Genomic DNA, 14,827 nt, shown 5'->3' on the forward strand with positions numbered 1-14,827 from the left:
CCGGGGCGCACGTCGGTGGCCACCGCCCATCGCCCTGCCGCTGCCGTCACGGAGAAATCTGCCGCACCCCGCGCCTCAGGTCCATCGAGGTTTTCTTAAGCGCGTCCGCAGCTCCGCTTCACACCTCGCCTTCAGACCTCGCCGTACGGGCCCAGAAACGTGGGCCGCCCTGCCACGATCCGGTAGAGGAAGATCCCGTTGTCCATCCGCACCGCTCGGGTGTCGAGGAAGGTGAGGTCGCGGACGATGCCCCGGTACTCGGTGCGGAACAGCCGCTGGGCGATCCCGCCCCGGTCCGCTCCGGCGGCGCTGGTGGCCTCGGCGGCAGCGGCGATCAGTCCGACGGCGTCGTACGCCTCGGCGGACCAGGTGGCGGGCGGCGCCCCGTAGCGCTTCCGGTGCGCGGCGGTGAACTTCTTCGCGGCGGGGAGCTCCCGGGGGTCGGCGTACGCCTCGGCGAAGACCCATCCTTCGGCAGCCTTCCCCGCCTCCTTCAGGAAGGCGGGCGCGAGGACGGGACCGGCACTGACGCGAGTGCCGGTGAACCCGGCGGCGTCGAGGGCGGTCGCGCAGCGCGCTGCCCGGGTGGGCGAGCCGCCCGCGTACACCACGGCGTCCGCCTTCGCGCCGGCAACCGCCCGCGCCGCCGGGCCGAAGCCCTGCCCGGCGGTGACGCTGTGGGTGGTGAGGGTGGCTCCCTCGACGGGTGCGTCGGGGAAGTTCTTGCGGATGCCCCAGCTGCGCCGCGGGTCGGCGGCGTCCGCGATGAGATGGATCCGCTCGGCGGGACGCGTGTGGATCAGGTAGCTGCTGAGGCCCACGCTGAGGCTGTCGTCGAAGGCCCGGGTGAAGTACAGGACCTGGTGGGGGAAGAACTCGGCGGTGGTGGAGCCCGCCGCGACGACGACCATGGCCAGCCGTGCCTTCGTGTACCGGGTGACGATGTCCTCCGCGATCACGTCGCCGGTGGGCCCGATGACGGCCAGCACACGGGAGTCGCCGGTCAGCCGGTCGGCTGCGCGGCGCGCGCGGGCCGCGTCCCCGGCGTCGTCCTCGGTGCGCAGGACGAGGCGGAAGGCCACGTCAGTACGGGAGTTGTGGTCCGCGACGGCCAACTGGACGCCCCGCTGATGGGCGAGGCCTGTGGCGCGGCCGGGTCCGGTGAGGTCGACGTGCAGGCCGAGCGTGTACGTGGGTGGGTTCGCGGTCCTCGTCGACGGGACGTTCGTGGTGTCGCGCCGCCGGGCGATCCAGGCGGCGGTGCCACCGCCCGCGAGGAGGACGGCTCCGGCCGCCGAGGCGGTGAGCAGACGGCGCCGGGAGGGGCCGGGTGCCGCCCCGGTGCCGGATGCCACCTGGGCGGGCGGGGTCTCGGGGTCGGGCAGCGCGAGAGCGGCGGCCGAGCGTTCGGCGATCAGCGCGGGCAGCCCCGCGGGCATCCAGCGGTCCGCCTCCGCCGGGTCCGGATGCGAAGGGTCCGGGCGCGCCTGACCCGGATACGCCTCGTCGGCCAGCGCCCGGCGCACCTGGTCGGCGGTCGGCCGGGCGGCCGGGTCCTTGGCGAGGCAGGCGGCGGTGAGGGCGCGCAGTCCTGGCGGCAGGCCGCGCAGGTCCGGCTCCTCGTGCACCGTACGGAACAGGACTCCCGCCGCCGCGCCCTCGCCGAACGGCCGCCGCCCGGTGGCCGCGTACACCAGGACGCAGCCGAGCGAGAAGACGTCGCACGCCGGTCCGACGGGCCCGGCCGACGCCTGTTCGGGGGCGAGGTAGCCGGGCGTGCCGATCACCGCGCCGGTCGCGGTGAGCGCGGTGGCGCCCTCGTGGCGCGCGATGCCGAAGTCGATGAGCCGGGGCCCGTCGAGGGCGAGGAGCACATTGCCGGGTTTGACGTCGCGGTGGACGAGCCCCGCCCCGTGCACCGCGACGAGGGCCGCCGCGAGCCGGGCGCCGAGTGCGCGCACGGTGGCGGCGGGCAGTGCGCCCTGTGCCCCGATCATCTCGGCGAGCGAGGGGCCGGGCACGAACTCGGTGGCCAGCCACGGTTCCCGGGCCTCCGTCTCGGCGCCGGTGACCGGGACCACCCACGGGCCGGTGATCCGCGCGGCGGCCTCGGCCTCACGGCGGAAACGGGCCCGGAAGCCGGGGTCGGCGGCGTGCTCGGCGCGGATCACCTTCACCGCGGCGAGCGCGCCGCCCGGTGACCTGGCCAGGTACACCACGCCCATGCCGCCCGCGCCGAGCCGGACGAGGGTGCGGTACTCGCCGATGACGCGCGGGTCGTCCGAGGTGAGCGGCTTCATGTCAGGTCGTGGGCTTCGGGGCCGCGCCGAGATAGCGGTAGCGGCCGTTCTCGACGCGGTAGAGGTGGGCGTCCTGGCCCACCAGCGCCTGCTTCTTGTCGAAGGCGTAGGTGCGGGAGATTCCCTCGTACGGTGAGGCGGCGATCTCCGCGACGACAGCGGCCCGGCCGGGCCGCACGGCACGGCGGGCTTCCGGCGAAGCGCCGGTGTCGCCCGACGCCTTCTTCCCTCCGGCCTCCTCCGGCTTCCCCGATTCCTTCTTCCCCTCGGACCCTTCGCTCCCCTCCCTCCCGTCCGGCTTCCCCGTCGCCTTCTCCCCGTCGGCGACGGCGAGGGTGACCAGCGCCTCCACGACCAGCCCGGCCACGTCGTACGCCTCGGCGGCCCACGGCGCGGGCTCGGCGGCGAAGCGTTCGCGGTGCGCGGCGGTGAACTCCTTGGCGGCGGGCGCGGACGCGTCCGTGTACGGGGAGATGAACTCCCACCCGGTGGCGGCGGCTCCGGCCGCCGCGAGGAAGTCCGGTCCCATGACGGTGTGCTGGGCGATGCACGGCCCCTTGTACGAGGTTCTGGCGAGCGCGACGGCCGTGCGGGCGGCTCCGGCCGCGTCACCCGCGTAGAAGATCGCGTCGCTCTTGTGCGTGAGCATGTCCTCGATCACCGGCGCGAGGTCCCTCGTCCCGGCGGGCACCACGCGCGGATAGGTGGTCCCGGTGGTGAGGGTGGGGGTCATCAGGTTGGTCGCGTAGCCCACCTGGTAGGCGGACTGCCCGCCGGAGCGGTCCATGAGGACACCGAGGCGTTCGACGTCGGGGCGCAGGAGGAGCCGGTTGACGATCGGCGCGGACAGCGCGCCCCAGGACGGTGCCGCCTGAAAGAAGGACTTCTTGGACCTGGGGGCGTAGGCCATCGCCAACGACGACACCGTGAGCACCGCCAGCATCGCCTCGTCGTACGCGGGCAGCGCCGCGCCGGTCGCGGCGTCACCGGTCGGGCCGATCACCGCGAGTACGTCGCGGTCGCGCGCGAACAGCTCCGCGACACGTGCCGAGCGGGCGGCGTCCCCCCGGTCGTCCAGTGCCTTCACGGTGAGCGTGAAGGGCTTGCTCCCACGGGAGTTGAACCGTTCGACGGCGAGCCGGACGCCTCGTTCCTGGGCCTTCCCCCACGCTGCTTGAGGACCCGTCAGGTCGGCGTGCACACCGATGATCCAGTCCCGCTCGCCGGAATCGCCCCTCTTCGGGGCGTCCTCGGTGTCCTCGCCCGCCACCTGCACGGCGGCGTAGGCGGCTCCGGCGAGACCCACCGCCGCGATGGAGGTGAGGAGGAGAAAGCGTCGTCTGTCGGGACGGGCCGGCGCCACGGGCTCCTCGGCCGCGGTGGCGTCGATGCCCGGCAGCGCGAGCATCGCGGCGGACCGGTCGGCGATCAGCCGTACGACGTCCTCGGGCAGCCACTCGACCGACCTGCCCGGTACGTCCTCGGCGATGCGCGCGTCGAGCTGTGCCGCCGTCGGCCGCTCCCCCGGGTCCTTGGCCAGGCAGGCGGTCAGCAGGGCGCGCAGTTCGGCGTCGCCGATCCCACCGAGGTCCGGTTCGTCGTGCACGGTGCGGTAGAGCAGGGCGTCCACGGCCCCGCTGCCGAACGGGGGCCGCCCGGTGGCCGCGTACGCGAGGAGGCAGCCGAGCGAGAAGACGTCGCTCGCGGGTCCGGCGGTGGTGCCGCCCCCGGTGGCCTGCTCGGGCGAGAGGAAGCCGGGGGTGCCGACCACGAGGTCGGTGGTGGTCAGCGCGGTGGCGTCGGCGGCCCGCGCGATGCCGAAGTCGATGAGGCGCGGACCGTCGGCGGTGAGCAGGACATTGCCCGGCTTGACGTCGCGGTGGACAAGTCCGGCCTCGTGTACGGCGGTCAGGGCGCGGGAGAGCAGCCGGCCGAGCACCCTGACGCTGCGGACGGGCAGCGGGCCGCGCCGGGCCACGGCGTCCGAGAGCGCGGGTCCGGGCACGAACTCCGTGGCCAGCCAGGGGCGTTCACCTTCGGTCTCCGCTCCGGTGACGGGGACCGCCCACGGGCTGTGCACGCTGCGGGCCGCCGCGACCTCACGGCGGAAGCGGGTACGGAAGTCGTCGTCCCCGGCGTACTCGGGCAGGATCACCTTGATGGCGGCGAGCGCCCCCGCTTCCGTGCGCCCCAGGTAGACGACGCCCATGCCGCCCGCTCCGAGGCGGCCCAGGAGCCGGTGCCCGCCGATGTGCGACGGGTCCGACGGCCTCAGTTCGTCCATCAGGGGTGCCTCAGCTCTGCTTCTCGACGGCGGATTGGAGCCGGACCAGCATGGCGCCCTGCGCCTGGGCGACCAGGTCGCCGAGCTCCTTCTCCGTACGCCCCTTCGCCCCCTTGCCGGTCACGGCGACGGTGAACTGAAGGGTCTGCGCCTGCTGCCAGGCGTAGGGGTACGGACCGCCGAGCTCCTCGCTCCGGAACTGTCCCGTCTCGTTCAGCGCGTCCTCGGAGTTGCTCTGCGCGCTCTCGCCCTGGAGCAGCGCGGCGGAGATCATCGAGCCGATGAGTTCCCCTTGCCGCAACTGCTGAGTGGGGCAGCGCATCGTCTCCTCCAGCGACTCGGCCATCTCCCACCGCGCGTCCTGACGGGTCCGGTGCACGGTGACGACGGCCGCCAGCCGGACCGGGCCCCTGCCCTTCACCGCGGGCACCTCGAAATTGCGGGTGACGGTGGCCAGGACGTTGCCCGCGGGCTTCTGCCGCGCCCAGACGCAGTCGGTCCCCAGGACGGGCCAGGTGGCCGGGTCGCTCTCGTACGGGCTCCGCTTCACCACCCCGGGGCCGAAGCTGTCGGGCTCGGCGATGACCTTGCCGATGAGGGCGAGGGCGGCGCTCCGGTTCTTCGGCAGCCTGGCGGGGTCGGCGTCGACGAGTGCGGATGAGGGCGCGGGGTCGGGGTCGGGGTCGGATGAGGGCGCGGACGGTGATCCGGGTGCCGGTACGCCGGGTGAGCCCTGCCCCCGCGCGTCTCCCTCGGGGTCGCCACCGCCGGAGCACCCTGCCAGCAGCAGGGGCAGAAGCAGCAGGGGAGCTCCGTACCGGAATCCGTGTAACGGCCCGTGAAATAGCACGAGTTACCACCCTCACCTCATCGACACCGCAGCGATCATACGATCGCGTGGCAGCGTCGTCCGGGGTGGTACCGAACTGTTGCACCATCAGGACTCGGGGACAGGAACGTTACGGAGACAGGGCGGATCCGGAGCCGTGACGGCGTTCACGCCCCGCCGTCACCCTCCAGGAAAGTCCGGATGTGCGCGGCGAGTACGACGGGCTGATCCTCCGGAATGAGCGTGTAGCTGTCGGCCACCTCCACCAGCCTCCCCTTCGGAAGGAGGTTCGCCAGCCGACGCCCGTGCTCCGGTGGCATGACCTTGTCCTCGGCCGCCCATACGACGAGGGCGGGCCGGTCGAACGTGCGCAACTTCTCGGCCCAACGCAGGAGTTCCGTCTTCGGTGGCACTCCGAGGACGTAGGTGCGCAGGTCGCGCCGGATCTCCCGCGACGACCACAACGGCCGGAACCAGGCGTCCATCACCTCATGCGGAACGGGCCGCTTGCTCATCCAACCCCAGGTGACGGGCAGCCGTCGCATCGGCTTGAGTTTCAGCAGGGCGAAGGCGGCCATCAGACCTCCGGGCACCTTGGCCGCGGCGTACAGATTGCCGCCGGGCAGTCCGGGCGGGAAGTTGTCGAACGCCTCGCACGACGTGATCACCAGCTTCCCGATCCGCCGGTCCCGTCCGTCCGCGACGAGGGCCTGTGCCCCGCCCCAGTCGCTCATGACCAGGGTGACGTCCTGGAGTTCGAGTGCGTCGAGGAACTCCGCGACGATCCGGGCCACCCCGAGGACCGACAGGTCGGCATCGGTGCGCATGGGCCGACGGTGACCGCCGAGCGGGAGGGTCGGCACGATGCACCGGAAGCCGGAGCGGAGTTCGCCGACGACATGGCGCCACAGCGAGCCGTCCATGGCGACGCCGTGCAGAAGGACCACCACCGGCCCGTCGCCACCCGTGTCCTCGTACTCCACCACACCCGCGGAAAGCAGCACTTCGGTCATGGCCTCAACCTAGGGCCTCCGCTCCCCTCCCGGCACTTCCCCACCCCGGACTTTGAACACTGTGGTGACAAAGCATGGACGGCACGAGCAGAAGCCTCCTACTCTGTCCGGCGCAACCGTCGGAGTTTCGCTCAGGTACGGCGCCACAGGAACGCACTGATCGAACGATCACCCGGACGCTCACGGGTGACCCGCACCCATCGCCACTACACGCTCCTCGTCCCGGGGGGCCAGGAGGCAGGATGAATCCACGGCTGTACCACCGCTTGCGCAGTCGCCTGGCGGGGCTGCTCGTCCTCTCGTTCCTCGTCGGCGGCTTCGCCTCGTCGCCCGCCGCCGCCGACGGGCCATCGGCCACCGGTGGCGTGTCATCGACCGCGGCTGACATGTCATCGAGCACCGGTGAATCGAGCGCCGGTGACATGTCACCGGTCGCGCCTGACGTGTCATCGACCGCCCGTGACATGCCACCGGTGACCGCCGACGTGTCACCGGCCGCCGCCGAACCTGCGGTCCCGGCCGAGATCCCGCCGCAGGAACCCGGTGTCACACTGCGCGTCTTCGACGTACAGGTGCCGCTCAGCAAGTTGTGCGACATCAAGACCGGGCAGACCCCGAACGTCGACAAGCTGATGCCCACGATCGACTGGAGTGCGGCCGGGGACTTCGGCTTCGAGGACCGCTTCGTCACCCAGGTGACCGGCAACATCGACGTCCCGCAGACCGGCGCGTACACCTTCCGGCTGACCAGCGACGACGGATCACGGCTGCTCATCGACGGCAGCCCGGTCATCGATCACGACGGTCTGCACGGCGCGGACCCCAAGGACGGCACGGTCACCCTGGAGGCGGGCTACCACTCGCTGCGCATCGATCACTTCGACCGCACCGGTGGTCAGCAGATCACCCTGGCGTGGAAGCCTCCGGGCGCCTCGGACTTCGCGGTCGTACCGAACTCGGTACTGAGCACGGACGCCGACGTCGTACGGGTCACGGCGCCGGGCCGCAAGGAGTGCGAGGGCGTCCTCGACTCGCCGGGCGACGGCCTGCCCCTGAACGCGGTGCACCCGGACTACGCGCTCACCGATCTCCGTCCCCCGGGCTTCGAGCCGCAGGTCACCGCGATGGACTGGCTGCCGGACGGCCGGCTGGCCGTCACCACCTGGGGCGGCAGCAACAACACCGCGGGCGAGGTCCATCTTCTCGACAACGTGCGGGGGAACACCGATCCCGGCAGGGTGACGACCAAGAAGATCATCGGCGGCCTCAAGGAGCCGATGGGCATCAAGGCCGTCGACGGCAAGCTGTACGTGTCCCAGAAGCATGAGCTGACCGAGCTGAGCGACACCGACGGCGACGACCTCATCGACAAGCAGCGGACCGTCGCGACCTGGCCCTACGGCGGAAACTTCCACGAGTTCGCCTTCGGACTGCTGTACAAGAAGGGCTTCTTCTACCTCAACCTGTCGGTCGCCATCAACTACGGCGGCGCGACCACCGATCCGCAGCCCGCGAAGAACCGCGGCTCCACGATCAAGGTGAACCGGAAGACCGGTGAGGTGTCATACATCGCCGGTGGCCTGCGCACCCCGAACGGCATCGGGTGGGGGCCGAAGGGTGACATGTTCGTCCTGGACAACCAGGGCGGCTGGCTGCCGTCGTCGAAGCTCCTGCACATCAAGCAGGACCGCTTCTTCAACCACTACACGAACCCGGACGGCCCGTTCGACGCGAAGCCGGTGACCAAGCCGGTGCTGTGGCTGCCGCAGAACGAGATAGCGAACTCGCCCAGCACCCCGCTCCAGCTGACCAAGGGCAGGTTCGCCGGGCAGATGCTCTTCGGTGACGTGACGTACGGAGGTATCCAGCGCGCGTACCTGGAGAAGGTCAAGGGCGAGTACCAGGGCGCGGTCTTCCGCTTCACCCAGGGCCTGGAAGCCGGAGTGAACCGGATCAGCATGGGCCCGGACGGCGCGATCTACGCCGGTGGCCTGGGCGCGGGCGGCAACTGGGGCCAGGAGGGCAAGCTGACGTACGGGCTCCAGAAGCTCTCGCCCAGCGGCGACAAGGCGTTCGACATCCTGGCGATGCGGGCGAAGCCGGGCGGGTTCGAGCTGGAGTACACCCAGCCGCTCTCGGCGGAGACGGCGGCCAAGCTGGCCCAGAGCTACCGGGTCCAGCAGTGGCACTACGTACCGACCCCGAGTTACGGCGGTCCCAAGGCGGGCGAGGAAACCCTGTCCGTACGGTCGGCCACGCTGTCGCCGGACCGCAAGAAGGTCACCCTCGACATCCCCGGCCTGAAGGCGAACCGCGTGGTGCACGTACGCTCCCCGCGCCCCTTCAGCTCGGCGAGCGGCGAGCCCCTGTGGAGCACGGAGGCGTGGTACACGCTCAACTCCCTCCCCGGCAAGCAGCCCCCGGCCACCCAGTACGAGGCGGAGGAGGCGACGCTGACGGGCGGGGCGGGCTTCAACACCGACCACCCCGGCTACTCCGGCAGCGGATTCGTCGACAAGTTCGGCGCCGAGGGCGCGTCGACCACCTTCGAGGTCGGCGCGGCGAAGGCGGGGACGTACGACGTCGGCCTGCGCTACTCCAACGGGCCGAACCCGTTCACCGGCACCAAGAGCCTGAGCGTGTACGTCAACGGCGCCAAGGTCCGGCAGACGAGCCTGCTGTCCACCGTCGACTGGGACACCTGGTCGACGCGGAACGAACCGCTGCCCCTGCGCGCCGGAACGAACACCGTCACCTACCGGTACGACGGCGGCGACACCGGCCATGTCAACCTCGACCTGATCACCGTCCATCCCAAGGGCGCCCGCGTCCCCCTGTTCGACGGATCGAGCCAGGCGGCCTGGCAGCACCCGGACGGCCGGGCGGCGGGGTGGCCGGTGACCGGTGACGGTTCGATGGAGGTCTCCGGCGGCGACATCCGCACGAAGCAGGGTTTCCAGGACTTCAGGGCACACGTCGAATTCTGGCTCCCGAACCTCCCGCCGGACGTGACCGGCCAGAACCGCGCCAACAGCGGCGTGTACCTCCAGGAGCGGTACGAGGTCCAGATCCTCGACTCGTACGGTGACACCACGCTCGCCGACAACGAGGCCGGGGCGATCTACACGAAGAAGGCCCCGGACGTGAACGCCGCGACGGCGCCGGAGACCTGGCAGACGTACGACATCGCCTTCCGCGCGGCCCGTTTCGACGCGGAGGGCAGGAAGACCGCCGACGCCCGCGTCACCGTGGTGTGGAACGGCAAGAAGGTCCACGACGACGTGGCGATCGACGGGACGACGGGCGGCGGCGCGGCCGAGGGTCCGACGGCGGGGGCGATCCGCCTCCAGGACCACGGCAGCAAGGTGCGCTACCGCAACGTCTGGGTTGAGCCGCTGACGTAACCCTGCGGCACGCCCCGCCAGATCCGTCACACCTGAAATGTCACGTGTGACGCCCCGCCAGGCCCGTCACACGTGACATTTCACGGGTGACGGGCCGTCGCCGTCAATGCCTTCCGCCCCGCACGGCCGCTGGGTAGCCTGCGGAGCGGAACAGAGCATGGCCCCGAGGAGCTGAGATGCCCGGTTACCCGAGCGCGCGTTGACGCTGTAGGCCGCGACCGGCCTGTCATCGCGTGCTGCCCTTGATCTGCGGCACAGCGAACCTTCCCCGCCCCACGTACCGGCGTGCGTACACGGGCCCATCCGGCGTGCGCCGAGTGGCGGGCTTCTTCGTTCAGCTCTCAGCAGCTCAAGGGGTCCCCTGTGCCCGTGCCCACGCCTGTACCTATGCCGTCCGACTCACCTGCCCGCCCCGGCCTGTGGCGTGACGCCGACTTCCGCAGACTCTGGGCGGGCCAGACCGCCTCACAGCTCGGAGCGCAAGCCGCCCAGGTCATTCTGCCGCTCGTCGCCGTGGTGGCGCTCAACGCCGACGCCGGGCAACTCGGTGCCCTGCGCGCGGTGCAGCAGGTGCCGATCCTGCTGTTCTCGCTCTTCGTCGGCGTGTGGGTGGACCGCCGACGGTCCCGCGACGTGATGGTGTGGGCCGACTTCGGCCGCGCGGTCCTGCCCGCCGCCATTCCGGTCGCCTGGCTGCTGGGCGTGCTCGGGATTCCGATGCTGCTCATCGTCGCGTTCCTCGTCGGCGTACTCACGGTGTTCTTCGATGTGGCCTACCAGGCCTCGCTCGTACGCCTGGTGGAACGCGATCAGTTGATGCAGGGCAACAGCGCGCTTGAGGGCAGCAGATCGGCAGCACAGATCGGCGGTCCCGCGCTCGGCGGCGCGATGGTGTCACTGATCTCGGCACCGGTCGCCGTCCTGGCGAGCACGTTCTTCTTCGCCCTGTCGTTCCTCTCGATCAGGCGGATCCGGCGACCCGAACCCCTGCCTCAAGACATCGAGCGACCCGCGCGCGTAGGACGGCAGATCCAGGAGGGCCTCCAATTCGTCTACAAAGACGCCTCGTTGCGGACCGTGGGCGTGTGCTCGGCGAGTTTCCAGTTCTTCTTCGCGGGCCTGATGACGGTCTATCCGCTCTTCCTGTCCCACACGCTGCACCTGCCGGGATCGGCCGTGGGCCTGGTGCTCGCGGCGATGGGACCGGGTGCGCTCATGGGTTCGGTCCTGGCCGCCAGACTGCCGCGGAAGTTCGGCTACGGCGTGGTGCTGGTCTCCTCGGCCGCGCTCGGCGATGGCGTGATGCTGTGCGTACCCGCGCTGAGCGGCTCGGATCCCGCGACGGTCTCTCTGCTCATGACGGTCAACTTCGTGTTCGGCGTGTTCAGTCAGCTGGTCGATGTCATGGTCACGGCCGTCCGGCAGTCCATCACGCCCATCCGGATGCAGGGACGCGTCGTCGCGACGATCGATTTCGTCGGCATGGGGCTGACCCCGCTCGGCTCACTGCTCGGCGGCTTTCTGGCCGCCCGGTGGGGATTGCGCACGGGCCTGCTGCTGACCGCGACCGGGCTGTTCACGTCCCCCCTGCTGATGGCCTTCTCCCCCCTCGCCCGCCTGGGCAAGGAACTACCGACGCCACACGGAACGGCATCCCGGGGCGAGCCGTCGCCATAGCCCTCGCCATAGCCATCGCCGTAGCTATCCCCACAGGGGAAGCACCCGGTTCACGGCCGCCCGAAAGTACGAACGGTCCACCCGGCCTCGCGCCAGTCGTCGGCATCGAGGGTGCCGCGCCCGTCGATGACCTTCGCGGTGGTGACGCGGGAGGCCAGCGGACGCGGGGCGATGTGGGCGAACTGCGGCCATTCGGTCAGGTGCAGCAGAAGGTCTGCGTCCTGAGCGGCGGCGACCGGGTCGTCCGCGTAGTCGAGTTCGGGGTGGAGCTTGCGAGCGTTGTCCAGGGCCTTGGGGTCGGCGACGGTGACGGTTGCGCCGAGCTCGTGGAGCTTCTGGGCCACGGCGAGGGCGGGCGAGTCGCGGATGTCGTCGGTCCCGGGCTTGAAGGCGGCACCCCATACGGTGATCCGCTTTCCGCCGACGTCGCCGCCGCACTGTTCGCGGGCCAGGGCGACCATGTGCTCGCGGCACCGGTCATTGATCGCGTCGACCTCTCGGAGGATGGTCAGGGCCCGGCCGACGCCGAGCTCGTCCGCACATGTCACGAAGCCGCGGACGTCCTTGGGCAGGCAGCCGCCACCGAAGCCCAGGCCGGGCGACATGCCGTGACGGCCGATGCGGACGTCCTGGCCGAGGATGTCGGCGAGCCGGCCGACATCGGCGCCTGCGGCCTCGCAGACCTCGGCCATCGCGTTGATGAACGAGATCTTCGTCGCGAGAAAGGCGTTCGCGGATGCCTTCGCCAGTTCGGCGGTGGCCCAGTCGGTGACGAGGGTCGGCGTCCCCGCTTCGATGATCCTCGTGAAGCACTGCCGCAGTACGGCCTCCGCCCAGGAGTGCGCGGCGTCGAATCCCAGGACCAGCCGGTCAGGGCGGAGGGTGTCCTCGACAGCGTGCGACTCACGCAGGAACTCCGGGTTCCAGGCCACCTCGATGGCGTCCCCCGCGGGCGAGAGATCGCGCAGAAGGTCACGCACGCGGGGTGCGGTGCCGACGGGGACAGTGGATTTCACCGCGACCACGGCCGGGCCCGTCAGATGGGCGGCGAGTTGACGGATCGCAGAGAAGAGATGAGTGAGGTCGTAGGCGTGCCCGCCGGGCTGCTGAGGGGTGCCGACGCCGATGAAGTGCAGGTCGCCGAAGGCAGCCGCCTCCGCGTAGGACCCCGTGAACCGCAACCTGCCGCTCCGGGTGTGCTCGGCCAGCAGGCCGTCGAGATCGCGTTCGAAGAACGGGGCCCTGCCGGAGTTGAGGACAGCGACCTTGTCCATGTCGGAATCCACACCGAGGACTTCGTGGCCGAGTTCGGCCATGCAGGCGGCGTGGGTGGCACCGAGGTATCCGCAACCGACGACAGTGAGCTTCATGGAGCAGGTGTCCCTTCAAGAAAGAAAAAAGAGGTGATCGGCCCCGTTCCGCAGGGGTCCGGGCCTTGATCACAGCCGCCGGAAGCAGTACGCGGCAGGGCTCGCAGGGGGGCTCACAACTCGCGGTCGCGGTTCATCGGCGGCTACGAGGCCATAGCCTCGGTGACCCACCATGCGGAACGCGTACGCATCTCGTCGCCCGCCGAAGTGCGACCGAGCGCTCCGGCGCGGCACCGATTCCTCGCGTTCCGCAACCGGCACACCGGCACACCGGCACACCGGCACACCGCAAGGGAGAAGGTCGTGGCATCGACCGTCCGCCGGGCCCGTCCGCCCCATACGGACCTGGCCCGGCTCATCGAAGCCTGCGGCGCGAGCCACAAGTCCCTGGCTCTGCGCATCAACCAACTGGCCCACGCCGACGGGTTGGATACGGATTACTCGCACACCTCCGTGGCCAACTGGTGCCGCCGTGGGATGACGCCGAAGTGGCCCGTACCGAGGTTCTTGGCGCAGGCCATCGCCGAGAGGCTGGGGCGGCCCGTCAGCCTTGCGGACATCGGTATGCGCGAGGCGGAGACAATCGACACGGATGTGGGGTTGGATTTTCCGCGAGACCCCGCCGACGCCGTCCGCGTCGCCACTTCGTTCTGGAGTTCCGTGAACCGCCGCGACTTCCTCGCAGGATCCGGCTTCGCCGCCTCCGCCTTCACTACGCCCGTCACCCGCTGGCTCATCACTCCGGCGGACGAGACCGCCGGTCATCACGGTGGAAAGCAGGTCGGCCGCGCCGATCTCGACGAGCTGCGTGAGGCCGCCGATGACGCGAGGCGGTGGGACTCCAAGTACGGCGGCGGAAGCTGGAAGGCCAACTCGGTGACCGACTGCCTCGACCACCGGGCGGCCCCGCTGCTGAGCGGCTCCTTCTCCGACGAAATCGGACGCGAACTGTTCTCCGTAGCAGCGGAGTTGTCGCGGCTGGCGGGCTGGACGGCGTTCGATGTCGGTCGGCATGAGGCCGCTCAGCGGCATTTCATCCAGGCCCTCCGCCTCGCCCGCGCCGGCGGGGACGTTCAGCTGGGCTGCTATGTGCTGACGACCATGGCTCTGCAGTCCCTCATGCGCGGGTTCGTGTCCGAGGCCGTGGACATGGCCCAGGGTGCCTTCAACCGGGCGAAAGGCCGGGCGGCACCGAGGGTGCTGGCGTTCACCAGGCTGATCGAGGCCCGCGCGCACGCCCGCGCACGCGACCCGCGGGCCGCCTCGCGTGCCCTGGCCGCCTCCGAGGACCTGTTGACGCGGGCAAAGAGGGACAGCGGAGACGAGCCCGCGTGGATCGACTTCTACGCGCACTCCCGCCTGTCCGCCGATGCCGCCGAGATCTTCCGGGACCTCAAGAACCCCAAGGCTTCCCTCGCCTGGAACGGTCAGGCTGCCGCGATGCCGCCCGGGACCTTCACCCGGTCCGTCGGCATGCGTCTCTCCATCGTCGCGACCGCGCACCTTCAGGCCCGGGACCTCGACCACGGCATCGAACTCGGCAACCGATCCGTCGACATCCTCGCCCGCGTCCGGTCCAGCCGCGCACTCGACTACGTCCGCGAGTTCACGGCCGCCCTCGACCCCTGGCGCCGTGAGCCCGTCGTTGTCGAGTTCGTACGGCGAACGCACAAGGAACTCGGGTCCGCCGCCTGACCGACGTGACCTCGATTGCGGTCGGCGCCTCAGGGGTCGGTCAGCCCGCGCCGAACAGCGGTGCCAGTACCAGGAGCGTGAGCATGGCGAGGGCGATCAGGGCCCAGCCGAGAGGGCCCGTGGTACGTCGTCCCAGCCGACGCCCCTGAACGTACTCCGGAACCGGAACCGGAACCGTCAGTCCGGCCCGGCTGTCCCGCTGGTCACCGACCATGGCCGCGACCTCCTCATTCCCTGTCTGCGCCTGATCCGGGG

General features: G+C 70.8%; 9 protein-coding genes. 3 read left to right on the top strand and 6 right to left on the bottom strand.

The window, feature by feature from the left end:
- Positions 1 to 131: 131 nt before the first annotated feature.
- From OG413_RS35425 to OG413_RS35440, 4 genes are all read right to left on the bottom strand, one after another.
- Entirely contained in the window at positions 132 to 2,300 is a 2,169-nt protein-coding gene (locus tag OG413_RS35425) for an ABC transporter substrate-binding protein (protein WP_266812696.1), read from the bottom strand.
- Position 2,301: 1 nt separating this feature from the next.
- A complete protein-coding gene (locus tag OG413_RS35430) occupies positions 2,302 to 4,584 on the bottom strand; it encodes a bifunctional serine/threonine-protein kinase/ABC transporter substrate-binding protein (protein WP_266812697.1) in 2,283 nt (760 codons plus the stop codon).
- 10 nt (positions 4,585 to 4,594) lie between these two features.
- Positions 4,595 to 5,434 (bottom strand): hypothetical protein, encoded by an 840-nt coding sequence (locus OG413_RS35435; RefSeq protein ID WP_266812698.1) that lies wholly within the window; start codon positions 5,432 to 5,434, stop codon positions 4,595 to 4,597.
- Between the two features lie 146 nt (positions 5,435 to 5,580).
- Positions 5,581 to 6,426, bottom strand: a complete 846-nt coding sequence (locus OG413_RS35440) for an alpha/beta fold hydrolase (RefSeq protein WP_266812699.1) — start codon at positions 6,424 to 6,426, stop codon at positions 5,581 to 5,583.
- 464 nt (positions 6,427 to 6,890) lie between these two features.
- Between OG413_RS35440 and OG413_RS35445 the strand changes: the two genes are divergently transcribed.
- Entirely contained in the window at positions 6,891 to 9,830 is a 2,940-nt protein-coding gene (locus OG413_RS35445) for a family 16 glycoside hydrolase (RefSeq protein ID WP_266813294.1), read from the top strand.
- 387 nt (positions 9,831 to 10,217) lie between these two features.
- The gene (locus OG413_RS35450) at positions 10,218 to 11,507 is read left to right on the top strand and encodes an MFS transporter (protein ID WP_266812700.1); all 1,290 of its coding nucleotides are present in this window, start codon (positions 10,218 to 10,220) and stop codon (positions 11,505 to 11,507) included.
- A gap of 50 nt (positions 11,508 to 11,557) precedes the next feature.
- On the opposite strand, the gene OG413_RS35455 is transcribed toward OG413_RS35450, so the two are convergent.
- A complete protein-coding gene (locus OG413_RS35455) occupies positions 11,558 to 12,877 on the bottom strand; it encodes a UDP-glucose/GDP-mannose dehydrogenase family protein (RefSeq protein ID WP_266812701.1) in 1,320 nt (439 codons plus the stop codon).
- A 303-nt stretch (positions 12,878 to 13,180) separates the two neighbouring features.
- On the opposite strand from OG413_RS35455, the gene OG413_RS35460 reads away from it, so the two are divergent.
- Positions 13,181 to 14,572 carry a sporulation protein gene (locus OG413_RS35460; RefSeq protein WP_266812703.1) on the top strand — a complete coding sequence of 464 codons (1,392 nt, stop codon included), beginning with the start codon at positions 13,181 to 13,183 and terminating at the stop codon, positions 14,570 to 14,572.
- 40 nt (positions 14,573 to 14,612) lie between these two features.
- Here the strand turns inward: OG413_RS35460 and OG413_RS35465 are convergent, their stop codons facing one another.
- Positions 14,613 to 14,786 (bottom strand): hypothetical protein, encoded by a 174-nt coding sequence (locus tag OG413_RS35465; protein ID WP_266812705.1) that lies wholly within the window; start codon positions 14,784 to 14,786, stop codon positions 14,613 to 14,615.
- Between the last annotated feature and the right edge of the window lie 41 nt (positions 14,787 to 14,827).

The organism is Streptomyces sp. NBC_01433 (assembly GCF_026340105.1).
Taxonomy (GTDB): Bacteria; Actinomycetota; Actinomycetes; order Streptomycetales; family Streptomycetaceae; genus Streptomyces.